The 15,170-nt window shown below is 64.3% G+C and carries 18 protein-coding genes and 4 pseudogenes; all 22 read right to left on the bottom strand.

The genetic code is table 11. From position 1 onward, the window contains the following. Window positions 1–490, bottom strand: a 490-nt coding sequence (locus tag C1I89_RS31170; RefSeq protein WP_102776125.1) for a hypothetical protein, incomplete at its 3' end; no start/stop codon positions are given. Window positions 491–566: 76 nt separating this feature from the next. Further along, window positions 567–827 (bottom strand): hypothetical protein, encoded by a 261-nt coding sequence (locus C1I89_RS31175; protein ID WP_094840514.1) that lies wholly within the window; start codon window positions 825–827, stop codon window positions 567–569. Between the two features lie 16 nt (window positions 828–843). Then, window positions 844–1,251 carry a hypothetical protein gene (locus C1I89_RS31180; RefSeq protein WP_094840513.1) on the bottom strand — a complete coding sequence of 136 codons (408 nt, stop codon included), beginning with the start codon at window positions 1,249–1,251 and terminating at the stop codon, window positions 844–846. 96 nt (window positions 1,252–1,347) lie between these two features. Further along, window positions 1,348–1,680, bottom strand: a complete 333-nt coding sequence (locus tag C1I89_RS31185) for a hypothetical protein (protein ID WP_102776126.1) — start codon at window positions 1,678–1,680, stop codon at window positions 1,348–1,350. 86 nt (window positions 1,681–1,766) lie between these two features. Then, on the bottom strand, window positions 1,767–2,093 hold the full coding sequence (locus C1I89_RS31190) for a hypothetical protein (protein WP_102776127.1): 327 nt from the start codon (window positions 2,091–2,093) through the stop codon (window positions 1,767–1,769). A gap of 94 nt (window positions 2,094–2,187) precedes the next feature. After that, window positions 2,188–2,877 carry a DUF3275 family protein gene (locus C1I89_RS31195; protein WP_102776128.1) on the bottom strand — a complete coding sequence of 230 codons (690 nt, stop codon included), beginning with the start codon at window positions 2,875–2,877 and terminating at the stop codon, window positions 2,188–2,190. A gap of 57 nt (window positions 2,878–2,934) precedes the next feature. After that, a pseudogene (locus tag C1I89_RS35680) lies at window positions 2,935–3,231 on the bottom strand (DUF3577 domain-containing protein); the annotation flags it as partial. Between the two features lie 2 nt (window positions 3,232–3,233). After that, window positions 3,234–4,051: pseudogene (locus tag C1I89_RS31200) on the bottom strand (DUF3577 domain-containing protein); the annotation flags it as partial. A 262-nt stretch (window positions 4,052–4,313) separates the two neighbouring features. Continuing rightward, entirely contained in the window at window positions 4,314–4,829 is a 516-nt protein-coding gene (locus tag C1I89_RS31205) for an XF1762 family protein (protein WP_392388257.1), read from the bottom strand. Continuing rightward, window positions 4,829–5,671 (bottom strand): phosphoadenosine phosphosulfate reductase domain-containing protein, encoded by an 843-nt coding sequence (locus tag C1I89_RS31210; RefSeq protein ID WP_102776129.1) that lies wholly within the window; start codon window positions 5,669–5,671, stop codon window positions 4,829–4,831. Before C1I89_RS31210 ends, C1I89_RS31205 begins: the two co-directional genes overlap by 1 nt. Before the next feature lie 148 nt (window positions 5,672–5,819). Beyond that, window positions 5,820–6,173, bottom strand: coding sequence for a DUF3085 domain-containing protein (locus C1I89_RS31215; protein WP_102776130.1), 354 nt, complete (start codon window positions 6,171–6,173; stop codon window positions 5,820–5,822). 119 nt (window positions 6,174–6,292) lie between these two features. Continuing rightward, window positions 6,293–6,484, bottom strand: a complete 192-nt coding sequence (locus C1I89_RS31220) for a hypothetical protein (protein WP_102776131.1) — start codon at window positions 6,482–6,484, stop codon at window positions 6,293–6,295. Further along, window positions 6,481–7,293, bottom strand: a complete 813-nt coding sequence (locus tag C1I89_RS31225) for a GTPase (RefSeq protein ID WP_102776132.1) — start codon at window positions 7,291–7,293, stop codon at window positions 6,481–6,483. The genes C1I89_RS31220 and C1I89_RS31225 overlap by 4 nt, the downstream gene beginning before the upstream one ends. 286 nt (window positions 7,294–7,579) lie before the next feature. Beyond that, complete coding sequence (locus C1I89_RS31230; RefSeq protein ID WP_102776133.1) at window positions 7,580–7,858, bottom strand: uridylate kinase; 279 nt, start codon at window positions 7,856–7,858, stop codon at window positions 7,580–7,582. A 97-nt stretch (window positions 7,859–7,955) separates the two neighbouring features. Further along, the gene (locus C1I89_RS31235; RefSeq protein WP_102776134.1) at window positions 7,956–8,693 is read right to left on the bottom strand and encodes an ABC transporter substrate-binding protein; all 738 of its coding nucleotides are present in this window, start codon (window positions 8,691–8,693) and stop codon (window positions 7,956–7,958) included. Window positions 8,694–8,772: 79 nt separating this feature from the next. Beyond that, a complete protein-coding gene (locus tag C1I89_RS31240; protein WP_102776135.1) occupies window positions 8,773–9,459 on the bottom strand; it encodes a hypothetical protein in 687 nt (228 codons plus the stop codon). A 172-nt stretch (window positions 9,460–9,631) separates the two neighbouring features. Further along, on the bottom strand, window positions 9,632–10,024 hold the full coding sequence (locus C1I89_RS31245) for a hypothetical protein (RefSeq protein ID WP_102776136.1): 393 nt from the start codon (window positions 10,022–10,024) through the stop codon (window positions 9,632–9,634). Window positions 10,025–10,045: 21 nt separating this feature from the next. Continuing rightward, on the bottom strand, window positions 10,046–10,258 hold the full coding sequence (locus C1I89_RS31250) for a hypothetical protein (RefSeq protein ID WP_003290186.1): 213 nt from the start codon (window positions 10,256–10,258) through the stop codon (window positions 10,046–10,048). Between the two features lie 330 nt (window positions 10,259–10,588). Further along, window positions 10,589–10,966: pseudogene (locus C1I89_RS35685) on the bottom strand (hypothetical protein); the annotation flags it as partial. 531 nt (window positions 10,967–11,497) lie between these two features. Beyond that, window positions 11,498–12,055 (bottom strand): hypothetical protein, encoded by a 558-nt coding sequence (locus tag C1I89_RS31260; RefSeq protein ID WP_102776138.1) that lies wholly within the window; start codon window positions 12,053–12,055, stop codon window positions 11,498–11,500. A 244-nt stretch (window positions 12,056–12,299) separates the two neighbouring features. Further along, entirely contained in the window at window positions 12,300–13,901 is a 1,602-nt protein-coding gene (locus C1I89_RS31265) for a DNA cytosine methyltransferase (protein ID WP_102776139.1), read from the bottom strand. Between the two features lie 533 nt (window positions 13,902–14,434). Further along, window positions 14,435–15,025, bottom strand: a pseudogene (locus C1I89_RS31270) (DNA topoisomerase); the annotation flags it as partial. Window positions 15,026–15,170 lie beyond the last annotated feature (145 nt).

Raw genomic sequence — 15,170 nt, forward strand, 5'->3', positions numbered from 1 at the left:
GCATCTCGCGGGTTTGCAGCAGTTCCAGCACGGTCTCGCGCCAGTGATCGAGCAGCGGCAACGGGCAGGTGTCCCGCACCAGCGTCCACATGCGGTCAAGCCGGTGGGCGTTGCCGCGTGGCAGCAGTGCGAGCGCGCTGGCGTTGGCCTTGTCGGGCTTCACGCAGCGGCGATCGAACAGCCACACGTTGGAGAGCGATCCGAACAGCGTTCGTCGGTAGGCGCGAGTCATGCGCTTTTCCAGACGATCGACGTTGCCGATGAACACCGGGACGCTGCCGCCCTGGTCGGTGATGACGTGGAACTGGTCCAGTCCCTGCTCGTCGCGCCCGAGGGTCAGGCGAGCGAGGAATTGCTGGACGGCGGTGTCCCGCGCCCAGATCGAGAGGAAGACGAGGTTGCCTTGGTCATCGCCGACGCAAGCGTCGGCCATCACGTCGGGGCATTCGTCGATGCGGTAAAGCGTGGTGGAAGAAGTGTCTGCGGGCATGGTGGTGTCCTCGGATGAACGGGAACAGCACCGCCCGCTGGGGCAAGTACTGCCCCAAGGGGTGGAAGAAAACCGCTCAGTCCGGCTCGAACTGCCGGGTGTGCGGGTTGAAGTGAAGTGCCTCGTCCACCGCGGTAATCGGCGTGAAGCCGTCCAGGTAGATGTTGTTGAGGTACTGGTCGCGGTAGGTCAGTGCCTGCCGCGCCTGTTCCTCGGTGAGGCCATTGCCGATGAAGTACTCCTGCATTTCCTCGTCGGAGGACACTTCGTCGTTGGACAAACTGCCTTCAACGAGTTTCAGCAGCGAGGGCGGAAGCGCGGCCAGGATCGGGTCCATGTCGGTTCCTCCTGGCTCAGACCAACAGCGCTGCGGCGGGTGCCGTGGAAGCCGTCGGTGTGCGCCGCCGCGCGTGGTGGGCGCGAACGCCTGCACGCCATTCGGCGGACTGCTCCGGTGCGAGATCCAGATAGGACAGCGGGCACGAGTAGTAGTACGGGTGCATGGACTCTTCCAGCGGCTTGTAACCCCACTGGCTTCCGCTGCGTTCAAGCAGATCGCAGCGGATGTAGCGCAGGGATTGGCCCGGCGCCAGATCACGATGCACGCCTTCGGCCTTGGCCGTCACTTCGGCGACGGACCAGAGGACGTTGCCACGCAGCGCGTGGGCGATGACCTTGACGCTGGCGCGCTCGGTCTCTTGCGGTGCGATCAGTTCCGCGATCAGTTCAGACCGCGATTGGGGGGAGAAATACCAGCCCATGAGAGGCCTCCTGAAAAATGGAGCCGGAGGCCTCCCCGTGGGGGAGAACCCCCAGCGGGTGATGGAATGCCGCGTTAGCAGCGATGAAGTCGCGTGTCAGTACTCAAGATCACCGCAACCGGCCGGGCAGCAATCCCGATCGATGCCGTGCATGCAAATACCGTTTTCGGCATTCCAGTCCTGAGTCTCCTGCCTTTCGGCGGGTGTTGCGTAGTCCCCGTATTCCTCTGCTATCTGCAGGGCATATGCCTGCTGATGCTCGGGTAACCGATGTACTTGCGCGTCAACTTCTGAACTGAACAGTTCCACGTACCAGTCGTGAGACTGTCCGCAGCCATGGATGGCTTGCTTGGCAGCCGTCTCGCAGACAGCCCGCCACGCGGTTTCATCCAGTGCGGAACGGTGGGTATCTGAAGCGATGTTGGACATGATGGAGACCTCCAANGGATGAACGGGAACAGCACCGCCCGCAGGGGCAAGTACTGCCCCTTGGGGTGGAAGTAAAAAGCTTAGGTTCAGGCCATCAGCGCCGTAGCTTGGGCTGTGGCCTCCTTGGATGTGCGCCGCCGAGCGTGGTAGGCGCGAACGCCTGCACGCCAGTCGGCGGACTGCTCCGGTGCGAGGTCTAGATAAGACAGCGGACACGAGTAGTAGTACGGGTGCATGGACTCGTCCAGCGGCTTGTAGCCCCACTGGCCGCCGCTGCGTTCCAGCAGATCGCAGCGGATGGTGCACAGGGACTGGCCCGATGCGAGATCACGGTGTACGCCTTCGGCCTTGGCCGTCACTTGCACAACAGACCAGAGGACGTTGCCACGCAGCGCGTGGGCGATGACCTTCACGCTGGCGCGTNNNAAGAAAAGGCCGGGGTCTCCCCCGCATGGGGAAAGAACCCCGGCGGGTGGATGAAGAACACCGCGGATGCAGCGTCTCCGATCACGCAGGTTGCAGTTCGGCCTGGCGGCTCCACTCCTGCGTCTTGAAGTCCAGCGCGTAGCCAAGTTCGCCCAGGCGGACGATCTGCGCGCGCAGGGTGCGGCGGTCGATGGTCGAATCCAGTTTCACGGATTCACCCAGCGGCCACAGGATGCCGAACAGCGCGGCGTCGCCTTCTTCGGCACTGCCAGGGGCAGCGGCCGCAGCGGGCGGTGACGCATCCACACCGAAGGGTGTGGTGTCGACCAGCGGGTCCGCCGACGCCTGCACGGGGGCGGGCTTGGCGGGCTTGGACACTTTGGCGGGCTTGGCCGGCGTTGCCGCAGGCTGCGCCCCTTGCTCTTCATCGAGCGGATCGACTTCCTGGGTGGCGAAGCTGCGGGCCTCGTCACGGCTCAGCTTGTCGATACCGTTGAGCGTCATGCCATCGAGGTTGGCGCGGATTTCAAAGCGTGCGCCGCCCGCGACCGGATAGGACTTCGCGAAGATGTAGCGAATGATGAATTCCCCGTCGTACTTGCCTTCGGGGTACTGCTCCAGTTCCGCGTCTTTGACCGCGAACTCGCCGATGGGAGTGGTCAGGCGACCGACCGTGAACGGGCCGTTCTTGCCGCGGATGGTCCGCAACGTGAGCTGGCCCGGGACGACGATGGGCAGGACTGATCTTGTAGGTGCCGATGTGGCTGCCATGATGGTTCTCCTTGGGGAATAGGAAAAAGGCAAGGCCCCGTGAGGGGCCATGCCGGATCAGAACGAAGCAGCCAATGCCGGCTCCTGCTCCTCGACTTCACCTGCGGGCTCGCGCTCGGCGGACTCGACCAGCTGGTCGGCAACGGTGTCGGCGGCAACCTCGGCTTCGGGCGCGGGTGCGTCCTCGGCCTGCGGCGCCTCGGCTCGCGCCTGGCTCGTCGGATAGACCTGGGTGCCATCGATCTTGATGAGACCGATGTGAACCAGCGTCGATTCCAGGCTTGCTCCCGGTTCCCCGGCGCGCTCGCCTTTGGTGCGGATGTACGGATCGATCTTCATGTCGTTCAGACGGAAGNATCGATCTTGATGAGACCGATGTGAACCAGCGTCGATTCCAGGCTTGCTCCCGGTTCCCCGGCGCGCTCGCCTTTGGTGCGGATGTACGGATCGATCTTCATGTCGTTCAGACGGAAGGCGATCAGCACCTTGCGGTCCCCTTCGATGGCCTGGATGCACCGGCGAACCAGATGCTCGGCCTCGGGGGTGGCGACGATGGTGTCGAAGTACCGANGTCCCCTTCGATGGCCTGGATGCACCGGCGAACCAGATGCTCGGCCTCGGGGGTGGCGACGATGGTGTCGAAGTACCGATATTCCGGTTCATCGACAGGCCCGGTCAGGGCGGCGATGGTGCATGACAGGAAGGGGTCGCCATCCTTGGGGGTGACGTCCTTCACACGGCTGAGGTAGCCAATGCCGCGAGTGATCAGTTCATGCTGCTTGATCGAGGCCAGTTCGGCCCGGTCAATCAGTTCGGACTTGAGCAGACGTGCCTTGAGGGACGCGCCGGCCTGGCCCTTCTTTTCACCTTTGTCGCGGATGTACGGATCACCGCGCAGATCGCCGGTGCGAAAGCGCACCAGCGGACGCTGCTTCGGGTCGTCAACGCCGATGTAGCGTTCGACCAGCTTCTTGGCCTCGGCACCCGAGACCTTGACGTCGAAGTAGCGGTAGGTCGGGTCCTTGGCGGGACCGACCAGCGCGGCGATGGAGCATGCCAGGAACGGCTGCGCACGGCGGCCGCCCCGGACGGGAACCTCGCGGGCACGCTGGATGTAGCCGATGCCCGAGGTGTGGAGGTCGAAATACGATTTCTCGTTGGACGTGGTGTTCATGGTGAATCTCCATAGGGAAGAAGCGGAGACACACCGACCCACGCATGCGGGGAAAGGTGCGTAACCCCGCGGTGGGTTGATAACGCGAAAGCATCCGCCACCATCACTGGTGGCCGCTCGCGGACGGATGCGGTGCGAGCTGGCTCGGTCACGCAGTGGGAACTGCGCCGCAACCTCGAAGACCGATGGTTGCCTGGCATGTCGCTGACAACGTCAGCAGGCATGGGGCCAGCATGTGCCGGCCTCGCGCGCGGGGCAGCAATCAATCGGCACCGGGGCGATTCCCTTTGTGGGCGCCGCCCGGCGCTTCCCACAGGTACTTGGGTCCGCTCAGGTGCTGGGGCGTGTCGGCGCGAGGGCGGCTTGGGCGGCTCCAGGCGCCGCCGCCGCGCGTGCCGACCAGCCGCCAGCCGGCGGCGCGCAGGCTGGCACCACCTTCCTCGGGCAAGGTATAGGTGATCAGCCGCGTGTAGCCGAGGGCCTTGGCCGCCTTCCAAGCGGCGCCATAGAGCTTGCTGCAGGCGTTCGGCGCACCGTCGGTACATAGCCTCGTTACTTCGAGGGTCCAGCCGTCGTCCAAGTGCCGCGCGACCGGGCGACCGACGATGGCCACGCCGCAGATGCAATCGCTGCCGCGCGGGGCAACGGCCAGGGCGAACTTCACCCCTTGGACCGGGCGGTGGTGGCGGTGGTGGTCCTGTACAAAGCCATTAGCGACCCGTAGCGACGCGGGCAGGAGTTGCAGCCGTGGCGCGATCAATGGCCTGTCCATGCGCATCAGTCGCCGCAGAAGCAGGCAATGGCTTCCTCGGCGCCATCGAACAGATCGCCCTGGTCGGCAGCGAAGCGCGCCAGATCGGCATAGCTGGGGCCATCGGCGCGGAACCGGGCGCCGCTGGGCTTGCTCGCGAGGTTCAGGGATTCCATGCGAATCCACCACACGGCGGCCTCGGGCCGGGCCTTGATAAGGGCCAGGCGCTGCCCACGCGGCTTGAGGAAACACAGGTCGCAGTTGCCTTCGAGCGTGCGTCCGTTCACCGTCAGCAGGTCGAGGTCGAACGGCTGTGCCTGCCAGAACGCGTTCACGTCGCGCACGGTGACGCCGGCATCCGCCAGCGGCATGCACATGGTCTCATGGGTCGATTCGGTGGAGTGGCCGCGCGCACGAATCTTTGAGACGCGTCGCTGCTCATCGGCGCGGATGCCGATCATCTGGTCCCAGTCCGTCCATCCCAGATGCCGCAGGAAGCGGTGCATCGGGCGAATTTTCAGGCTGGTCGTGCAGCCCCGCGCAACGGGATTGGGCAGGTACTGGCGTTTGCGGATCAGCGCCTCGAACGGCTCGCCCTGGCGGCTGGCCCGATCGAAGTCGATCAGAGCGAAGCCCGGTTCCATGGGCACGTATTCGAGCCAGCGGATCGGCACGTGCCAGTGCTCGGCGCAATCGCGCACAAAGCGCAAGGTCGCTTCGACTTCCTTGCCCGTGTTGGCGAAGCAGACCACGGTATCGGCAGGCAGGCCGCCATTGGTCTGCAGCACGCGCCAGAGCATGTAGGCGCTCGTGCGCCCGCCCGAGAAGCTGATGCAGGTCGGTTGGGTGATCTTGAACGGGTCGTGCATGCGGTCGTCTCCGTGGGCAAGTCGGCGGGCGGGCCGACGCGGCTGGCCATGGCGTCCTGAGACGAACGCGCACGCGCAACGATGGCTGCGGTGCGAAGAAAAGAGAGCCCCTGTTAGGGGGCTTGAGGACTGGGCGGTGAATGCCGCGTCAGATGGGAGGCACGACTTCCAAGGACAGGTGCGTGTCGGAAGCGGACAGCATCAGGTCATCTGTGCCGTGCAGGATGCAAGTGAAGACGCTGTCAGTCGGATCGAAGGACTCGGCAAAGTCGTCGCCACCCAGCACATGCTCGGCCAGGTGCCACCAACCCTCGAATGGATCGGAATCCGGGTTGCAGCCGACGGCATAGGCCAGCAGCTTTACGCGGTCATCGGGGCGGTGCTCCCCCCGCTCGGCAAAGAAGTACACGCCCTCGTCCTTGACGAGGACCACACGGCATTGATTGGCGATGGCCTCGGCCAGCACAGGACGCAGGTCAGCGCCTTTGAACCGCAGTGACATGGTTGAAATCTCCTGTATGAGATGAAGAAAAAGGGCCCTCCACCCGAGCGGATGGAAGGCCTGTGGGGGTAAGTCGCCGTCAGGCTGCGGACTCAGCCGTAGCGCTGCTTGGCTTCCTGTCAGGGAACGAAGCGCGCATCCCGGCCGGTCGAGGTCGGAAGCTGTAATCTCCCGATCTCTTCCGTCGAGAAGCGCGTCGCCTGGTCGAACTGGACCCAACCGAACTCGTTGGGCCAGAAGCCTGCGCTATCGCTGATGGCGGACTCGTTGCACGAATACACCACCGAGCAGTCGCTTGCCACGTGCGTCACGCCCCAACCGCCTGGCGTCGCCGGGTGGCCTTGGCGTCGATCACGCTCACGTCGATCAGGCGCCAGCGCCCGTCGTCGATGAGCCTCTCCAGCACTTCACCGAGCATGTCGAAATACACCTCGTCGTGCCGATCGACCAGTTCGCCATCGCGGCACAGCTCCACCACGTAGGTGTCGCCGCCACGGTCGTAGAGGATCGTCACCTGGCCCTCGAACTTCGCGGTCGAAACCGTGAAGCTGATCGCCGGAGGTGTCTCGATGATCTTGGACGGCTTCGGATCGACCCAGGTGAAGTCGCGGGCGCCCGCATCGACCAGCATGTGGGTGATGCGCCGGAACCCGTCGGGCGCCGGCATTTCCTCCAACTGTTGGATGAGCTGGCCCAGTTCCATGCACTGCGGCTCGGGGATGGGCAGCTTGGCCGGCGCGGAGCCGAGGATGTGCGTCTTGACGGTGTAGGGAATGCCGTCGGACGTCATCTCCGTGCGCTCTTCCGGGGTGTCCGCGCGCAGGCCGTCGAAACGGTGCCGTGCGTACGGTTGGACACGCACCTTGGCGCCTTCGCTGGGAACAGAGGTCACAAGGTTGGGATCGAGCACCGCGAACTCGGATGGCTTGAGCTTGACGACGATGGCATCGTCAGTCGCGGCGACCACCTTGCCGTCGAAGGGCTGGGGATCGATGGCGAAGCCCAGCGTCGAGGACTGCGGCTGATCATCGAACACGCGGTACTTGAACGACCGCACGTTGCGGGGCACATGGCCTGCGACAAGCGAAGGCATCATGGATTTGATGAGGGAACGGTCCATGGGAATCTCCTTGAGGAAGAACAAGGGATTCCCGCCCGCAAGGGAGAGATCCCTTGTGGGTGGCGTGGATGGACGCGGAACGTCCGATAAGAAAAAAGACCAGCACGGTTTCCCGCACTTGCAGCCTTGAAGGTCTCGGCTGTCTGGGCATGTGTCGGCAACGCCGACGAACATGGGGCAAGGATGGCCGCGGAATGGGCGGCCCGCCCGCATGAAACGGCACTGCACAGCACCCGGTTTCCTGCGCTGCGGGCAAGAAAAAGCCCCTCGAAAGGGGCTGGATGGGTCAGGCTTCGTACACGAAATAGTGTTCGCGCTGACGTGGAAAGAACACATGCTTCCACGTGTCGCCGCTGGTGTTGCAACCGTCGAAGACGACCATTTCGTAGTCGTCAATGTCGGTGTCCACCAGGTCGGCGCTGGCGATATGGCGCATGTGTAGCATGCCGCTCGCGCGCTCGAATACTAGGATCTGGCCGATGGCGTCGTCCTGGCTCATGGCGTTGACGCAGGCTCCGAGCTGGTGCTCGAAGTCGGGTGCATGCGAGATGAGGTCGGGGAACATGAGGTTGCTCCTATGAAAATGGATCAGCCCAGCTCCGGGCGGGAGACGGGCTGACATGGGGGAGAACAAAGAGGAAGAATGGTGCGTGGCGCGACTGCTAGGACTCGGCCAGCGGCAAGCCCAGTAGCGCGGGCGCATCAGCGTCGAGGATGAGAATGCGCACATCGGCCTGGCCAGCCAGTTCAAGGATGTTCGCCAGGTCGTCCGGCATGCCCTTGTTCCGGTGCTCTTGTCGAAGCTGCTCCGCGCCGATGCCCTCGGCATGCTCCAGGTTCTGGTCCGTCCAGGGCGTGGAAATCAGCTTGACGCCGATCGTCGGGCTGTACGGAACCCGGAAGGCGATGAACAGAAAGGCCTCCGGCGTGGCGAGGTCTGCCAGGTTGGCGAGGTACTGGCCGGTTTCCTGGCTGATGTGCGCGCTGCTGATTTCCCAGCATCGGCTGTAATAGCCGGTCTCGAAACTCAACCGCTGCACCACGTCTCGCGCGGCTTCGGCCGAATAGGTGTCACCGACGTGGATCGGGCGGCCGTCGAAGTCGTCGCCATGAATGGCATAGACCACGGCACCAACTACGCCTTCGCCGCTGACGCCTTCAACAGCATTGCATTCGGCCATCAGTTCGGCGCTGACAGGTTCAGTGCCATTCCTGACCACAGCGAACTCGCTGGTGACGATGCAGGGGGAAGAAACCAGTTCCTCATCGGAGAGGTGCTGTTGGCTCACGTGGATGGCTCGCCAGACATGCGGGCTTCCGTCCTCGTAGCTGATGGACAGCGTGCGGACGATTTTCAGATTCCAGTAGCCGCGGACAAAGGGATTGGGATTTTGGGACATGGGATTTCTCCAGATTGAATAATGGAGCCAATCCCCGCCACCGGGAATTGGACCCGGTGGGTTGAAAAGAGAAAATGCGTCAGTCGGTACTGATCGTTGGCGTCTGGGCCAGCCGTTCGGCGATGCGATGGCGCACATTCAGGCGGAAATGCTCGTCGTTGATGCCCGCGAGCAGATTGGCGGCCTCCAGTGCGATCAACGCCGAGGCCTCTTCGATGTCGCTGGCCTTAATGGCTTTGCGCAGTTGGTCGCCGAGTTGGCGCGCCTGCGAGGATGTTCTGAAGACCTGGACTTCGCGGCTCAGATAGCAACCGTCGCCGCCGAACTCGAACAGCCTTGGCTTGCTGCAATACCAGCAGCCCTCGAACTGGATGGCGGTCAGGTCATGGCCGTCGTCGAAGCAGGTTGCGATCAGAAGTAAGGCCTCCAGATCGGCGCTGTCCTCGAACTGGTGTTGTTCGATCAGGTTCTGCAGTTCCTCATCCTGGTCGGCTCCGAAGTGCACGGCCAGCAGTTCGAGCAGTGGAGAAATCGACAAGCCTTCGTCGTCGGGCATGGGTATGCCGAGTTGCGCTGCGAGGTCTTCCAGACCGCCCAGCACATTCGACCATTGCGGATCATTGGTCTCGGCGATCCTGGCGATGTAGGCATGCCCGTTGCCGGGATAGCTTTCATCCAATGCGAAGACGCCGAACAGCGCCTTGATGACGGGGGTAACACGATCAAGCATGAGAACGCCCGTGCCCTCGTAGTAGTTGTTTGCCATGGTGGCTCCTTTCGAGAAGTGAGCGGAGCCAGCCCATGCGGACGGTGGCATCCGCAAGTAATAGCCCGAGGCCGTTGGCGCTGGGCGATGGCGAAGAAATTGAGTGACATGGCTTTGTGGGCGCATGTCCCTCTCGGGGGGAACGAAAAGCAGTGGTGCGCCGGGGACCGGCTCACCAGCCGTTGTAGTTCACCAGCAGGTCGGCGATGACCTTGCGGCGTTGCAGATCGAGACCGTCGAAGTCCGACAGTCCGTTGAAGTGGCAGCGCTTGAGCATGGCACCGCCCTCGCGCGCGTTGTAGAAGCTGACCATGGCGGACAGGAACATGCGTTCGCCGCTGCTCAGGACGCCGAGGGCATCGTTGAGCTGCAGCATGTTGGGACGTAGATCCCACTTGCTCTTGGCCTGGTTCAGACCTTCACGGGTGCCGTCACCGAACCATTCGGGCCCAGCGATCTCGACACCGCGCTTCCAGGCCTCGAAGAAGGCTTGGGACGCGGCAGCGAAATGCTGTTCTTCCCGCATGATCTGATCGACTACTTCCCGCGGCAGTAGCTGGTTCATGACGTGATTCCTCCAGTTGGATCAGGGAATGGCGAGCTGGGACCAGCCGCCTCTTTCGAGGGCACGTTGAGCCGCGGCATAGCTGCGGAAGTACTCGCGGGATTCCCGCGAAACGGGGCCTTCGGTATCGCGCGTGCCGATGTAGTGACCGGCGGCGCTTTGCAGGACTTCGAGCGGCAGAAACTTGCCGCAGTAGGTCAGGGCCAGTTGGCCGAAAGAGGCTTGCTGGGACATGGACGGGCTCCTTGGAAAAGCGGGGCCTCGTCCCTCACGGGATGGCAGCTCCCGCACGCGGTTGATAAAAAGCATCGACGTCACGGGGACGCGCGTCCGCAGACTTGATGCGATGCGGACTGGTGGGCAACGCGGGAGAGACCCGCGGCAGCCTGAAACCCTGGCTGCTGGCATGTGCTGACGAATCAGCGAACATGCGGGCAGCTTCGTGCGCGGGCCGCGCTGCGTCAGTTGGAAAACGGCATCCGGCCCAGCCCCGATTGATGGGCTCCGAAAAAAAGAAGCCCCGCATCGAGTGCGGGGCTGTCGGGAGGGGGCGTCGGCGCTGGGTCAGGCGGGCTTGTCGCCCAGGACATGCTGCTTCCACAGGTCAATTGCCTGCTCGGGCGGAAGCTCGGCGAGGATGACGATGGGTTGGGCCTGTCGGGCGCGCAGCGAAGCGAAGTACGCTTTGCGGTCGGCGATGGCCTTGAGCTTGATGCCCTTGATGAACAGCAGTTTTCCGTCCTTGATGAACAGCACCTTGTTGCCGATGTCGCGGTTGAACGCGGCTCGCACCTTGCGCTCGGCGTGCATGGCATCGGCCAGTTCATCGATCAGGAAGTCGAGCGTCATGTCGATGTAATGAGGGTCTTCACCCTCGTGGCCGAGGTCGAGCGGTGCAGGCGGCAGGCCCTTGGCGAAGGCTTCGGCCTGCNAGGGAATGGCGAGCTGGGACCAGCCGCCTCTTTCGAGGGCACGTTGAGCCGCGGCATAGCTGCGGAAGTACTCGCGGGATTCCCGCGAAACGGGGCCTTCGGTATCGCGCGTGCCGATGTAGTGACCGGCGGCGCTTTGCAGGACTTCGAGCGGCAGAAACTTGCCGCAGTAGGTCAGGGCCAGTTGGCCGAAAGAGGCTTGCTGGGACATGGACGGGCTCCTTGGAAAAGCGGGGCCTCGTCCCTCACGGGATGGCAGCTCCCGCACGCGGTTGATAAAAAGCATCGACGTCACGGGGACGCGCGTCCGCAGACTTGATGCGATGCGGACTGGTGGGCAACGCGGGAGAGACCCGCGGCAGCCTGAAACCCTGGCTGCTGGCATGTGCTGACGAATCAGCGAACATGCGGGCAGCTTCGTGCGCGGGCCGCGCTGCGTCAGTTGGAAAACGGCATCCGGCCCAGCCCCGATTGATGGGCTCCGAAAAAAAGAAGCCCCGCATCGAGTGCGGGGCTGTCGGGAGGGGGCGTCGGCGCTGGGTCAGGCGGGCTTGTCGCCCAGGACATGCTGCTTCCACAGGTCAATTGCCTGCTCGGGCGGAAGCTCGGCGAGGATGACGATGGGTTGGGCCTGTCGGGCGCGCAGCGAAGCGAAGTACGCTTTGCGGTCGGCGATGGCCTTGAGCTTGATGCCCTTGATGAACAGCAGTTTTCCGTCCTTGATGAACAGCACCTTGTTGCCGATGTCGCGGTTGAACGCGGCTCGCACCTTGCGCTCGGCGTGCATGGCATCGGCCAGTTCATCGATCAGGAAGTCGAGCGTCATGTCGATGTAATGAGGGTCTTCACCCTCGTGGCCGAGGTCGAGCGGTGCAGGCGGCAGGCCCTTGGCGAAGGCTTCGGCCTGCGCCAGCAGCGCCGACTTGCCATTGAGCGCGTGGAGGAACGTCGAGCCGCCGTGGCCGTCGTTGCGGGCCTCGGCGATTGGAGTGCCGTCGAACACGACGGTGGCGCTGAAGCACATCGTTTCCTCGCTGGCGAAGTCGGCCACCTTGAGGTTCTTCAGCGTGATGCGGTCTTGCTTGGTGATGTTATCCATGGGAAGTCCTGAAATCGACCGGGTGGCGACATGCCTCCGACGGGACATGGCGGCCATCCCGTGGGTTGGAAAAAAAGAGGCATCGATGCCCCGGTGGGCAGCGTTCGCCGGTGAGATGCCGAGGCGAACTGGTGGGTGGCGCGGGTAGAACCCACGGCAGCCTGGACACCCCGGCTGCTGGCTGCTGCCGACACGTCGGCAATGCAGGAGGAAGAATGGCGTGGCCCGCTGGCGACGTCGTGCATCAATCCGGAGCTGTCGATCCCGTCTTGTGCATGCACTGCACGAGGCGTTGGCCCAGCCATGCCATGCACGGGACGGCCATGGAGTTGCCGATCGCCTTGTAGCGCGGAGCATCCGCGGCGGGCTTGCCGCGGTACGGGATCAGCGTGTAGTCGTCGGGCATGCCTTGCAGCCGCTCGCATTCCATGGGCATCAGCCGCCGCACCCGCCAGTGCGACCAGTCGCCGGGGCCGGGCTCGCTCCAGTCGTAGCGGAAATGCGCCTCGAAGTCGGGTGCCAGCACATGGGGCTTGTCAGCGCCGCCGCTGCTGGTGCGCAGTGCGTCTGATACGCCGCCGCCCAGTTCTGCGGTAAGACCCTGCTGCCGTCCCTGCAGGGCAACGCAGGCCACCATCGGCACGCCATAGCCCGGCTTGCCGTTGGAAAGGACGGTGCAAGCTACCTGCCCATGGCCCGACTCGAAACGCACTTCGCCGCGGTTGTTCTGCGCGAAGGCGATGGCGGGTACGACACCGGCGTTCGCATGGCTGTTGCGGTGCCCACCTGCACGCAGCGTCGGAGCCCGATCCATCGTGGCATCCGCACCGCTGCCCTGCGCGGTGAAAGCGATGATCGGCACACCCTTGCCCGTACCGTCTTCGCTGCTGCCCTTGCCGCCGTTGGCAGTGTCGAGGGTGTGGGCGATGCTGCCGGCGATCGACTGCACCATGAACGTCTCCGTGCAGATGTCGTGCTTGGGGCCTGCGGCCATGAGACATGCCGCCACATCGACGGGGCCGGTGCCGCCACTGAATCCGAAGGTCGTCGTGACCGTGCCGTAGGGCTGCTTCAGTCCTGCGTATCCGCCTGCTGCTTCAGCACCCGATCCAGCAGTACGGGCAGCTTCTTGCCACGGCGCGCTGCCCGCAGAAGAATCCCCGAGCAGGCCTGTGCGCTCAAAAAGTACTTCGACGGGATCGAGCTCATCTCCACCACTTGCCACAAGAAACACACGCTTGCGGCGTTGGGCGACACCGAAATATTGAGCGTCGAGCACGCGCCAGGCGATGCGGCGCCGGGGTCCAGACACACAACCTGCGTGCGCCCATTTTTCCCCTGGCGGTTGGAGCGCACGGCCTTCTCCGGCCAGTGCGCCCAGGAAATGCCCGAAGGCATTGCTGCGGTCGTTGAGGACGCCGGGGACGTTTTCCCAGACGAGAGTTGCCGACGGGCGGCGGTCTTGGTGGCGGGTTTGGTCGATGGCATTTGCAAGCTCCACATAGGCAAGGGTCAAGGCGCCGCGCGGGTCATCCAGTCCCTGGCGCGCACCGGCGACGCTGAACGACTGGCATGGCGTGCCGCCGACCAGGATGTCGGGCGCCGGCACGGTGCCGGCGCGCACCTGGCGGGCGATCGCGGTCATGTCGCCCAGGTTGGGCACACGGGGGTAACGGTGGGCGAGCACGGCGCTCGGGAACGGCTCGATCTCTGCGAACCACGCGGCTTCGAGGCCGAGGGGTTGCCAAGCGAGGCTCGCAGCCTCGATGCCGCTGCACACGCTGCCGTAGAGCAGCGGCGCGTTGCGCGGCCTGCCGTGAGTCGGGGGGCAAGGATGGGGGTTCATGTTGGGTCTCCTGTTCGTGTGGCCCAGAGCCGTTGGGCGGGCCGGGACGTTGATGGGCAGGAGAAAGGCGCCGAAGGCCCAGCGGCCTTCGGCTCGGGAGGAAAGAGGAACCACCCGTGGACTGATTGGCAGGCCCGGTCGTCGCTAAAACCGTCTGCTGTCAGCAATCACACCCGGCCCATGTCGTGGCTGGGGCCGGCATCGTCTGGCGCACATCCGCGCACAAAGGGAGCCCGTTTTTGCGCCGGCGGGCACCGGCACCGAATACCGCTGACCACGAAGGGTCTCCGGGTGGCTCGTGCAGTTCGACAAGCCATCGGGAGACCCTTCGCAGTGGGCGGAAGAAATGCAGATCAGCAGAACGCGCGGGATGCGGTTCGCGGAGAAGCTACCTTCAGGTCCCGTGGCCGGAGCGGCCAGGCGGGACGCGCGCACGGATCAAGAAGGCGTTGCGCGCTGGGCGTCCCGCAGGGCGTGCGGGACAAGGGCCACGCCGCCGATGGCGGGCACGGCTCACGGGGAACGGGGTCGGGTCAGGAACCTTGGCGGCCGCTGCGGCGCGGGCGCGAGGCACCGCGCTTGGACGTGCCGGATTCGACCGGCAGCGTGCCTTTGCAGTCGGGGTAACGACTGCACGACCAAAACGGGCCGCTCTTGCCGCTGCGCTGACGCGTGGGTGCGCCGCACTGCGGGCATGCCGGCCCTTGGGGAACCTTGATGGACAGGGACGCGATGCTGTACTGCGCGATCAACTGCGAAATCCATGCAGCCTGCTTTCCGATGAATACGTCCAGCGTAAGCTGTCCAGCTTCGATCATGTCGAGCGCCTGTTCCCAGACAGCGGTAGTGCCAGGGTCGGCGATCGCCGCGGGCACGGCGTCGATCAGTGTGAAAGCAGCATCGGATGCGCGGATGGCGCGTCCCTTCTTCACGATATAGCCGCGTGCGATCAGGCCGCTGATGATGTTGGCTCGCGTCGCTTCGGTGCCGATGCCGACCGTGTCCCTGAGCTTCTGCTTCAGGCGCGGGTCCGTCACCAGCTTGGCGACTCCCTTCATGGATTTGACAAGTTCGCCCTGCGTGTACGGCCTGGGTGGCAGCGTTTTGAGCGCCTTCAGATCGACGTCGGCCANCTCGTGCAGTTCGACAAGCCATCGGGAGACCCTTCGCAGTGGGCGGAAGAAATGCAGATCAGCAGAACGCGCGGGATGCGGTTCGCGGAGAAGCTACCTTCAGGTCCCGTGGCCGGAGCGGCCAGGCGGGACGCGC

This window comes from Achromobacter pulmonis, from assembly GCF_002885955.2.
Classification (GTDB): domain Bacteria; phylum Pseudomonadota; class Gammaproteobacteria; order Burkholderiales; family Burkholderiaceae_B; genus Achromobacter; species Achromobacter pulmonis_A.

Excerpts from the sequence above, each read along its gene's own strand:
- C1I89_RS31175 (WP_094840514.1), bottom strand. The coding sequence starts at position 827 with ATGGACCCGATCCTGGCCGCGCTTCCGCCCTCGCTGCTGAAACTCGTT.
- C1I89_RS31180 (WP_094840513.1), bottom strand. The coding sequence starts at position 1,251 with ATGGGCTGGTATTTCTCCCCCCAATCGCGGTCTGAACTGATCGCGGAA.
- C1I89_RS31185 (WP_102776126.1), bottom strand. The coding sequence starts at position 1,680 with ATGTCCAACATCGCTTCAGATACCCACCGTTCCGCACTGGATGAAACC.
- C1I89_RS31195 (WP_102776128.1), bottom strand. The coding sequence starts at position 2,877 with ATGGCAGCCACATCGGCACCTACAAGATCAGTCCTGCCCATCGTCGTC.
- C1I89_RS31205 (WP_392388257.1), bottom strand. The coding sequence starts at position 4,829 with ATGCGCATGGACAGGCCATTGATCGCGCCACGGCTGCAACTCCTGCCC.
- C1I89_RS31210 (WP_102776129.1), bottom strand. The coding sequence starts at position 5,671 with ATGCACGACCCGTTCAAGATCACCCAACCGACCTGCATCAGCTTCTCG.
- C1I89_RS31215 (WP_102776130.1), bottom strand. The coding sequence starts at position 6,173 with ATGTCACTGCGGTTCAAAGGCGCTGACCTGCGTCCTGTGCTGGCCGAG.
- C1I89_RS31225 (WP_102776132.1), bottom strand. The coding sequence starts at position 7,293 with ATGGACCGTTCCCTCATCAAATCCATGATGCCTTCGCTTGTCGCAGGC.
- C1I89_RS31230 (WP_102776133.1), bottom strand. The coding sequence starts at position 7,858 with ATGTTCCCCGACCTCATCTCGCATGCACCCGACTTCGAGCACCAGCTC.
- C1I89_RS31235 (WP_102776134.1), bottom strand. The coding sequence starts at position 8,693 with ATGTCCCAAAATCCCAATCCCTTTGTCCGCGGCTACTGGAATCTGAAA.
- C1I89_RS31240 (WP_102776135.1), bottom strand. The coding sequence starts at position 9,459 with ATGGCAAACAACTACTACGAGGGCACGGGCGTTCTCATGCTTGATCGT.
- C1I89_RS31245 (WP_102776136.1), bottom strand. The coding sequence starts at position 10,024 with ATGAACCAGCTACTGCCGCGGGAAGTAGTCGATCAGATCATGCGGGAA.
- C1I89_RS31250 (WP_003290186.1), bottom strand. The coding sequence starts at position 10,258 with ATGTCCCAGCAAGCCTCTTTCGGCCAACTGGCCCTGACCTACTGCGGC.
- C1I89_RS31260 (WP_102776138.1), bottom strand. The coding sequence starts at position 12,055 with ATGGATAACATCACCAAGCAAGACCGCATCACGCTGAAGAACCTCAAG.
- C1I89_RS31265 (WP_102776139.1), bottom strand. The coding sequence starts at position 13,901 with ATGAACCCCCATCCTTGCCCCCCGACTCACGGCAGGCCGCGCAACGCG.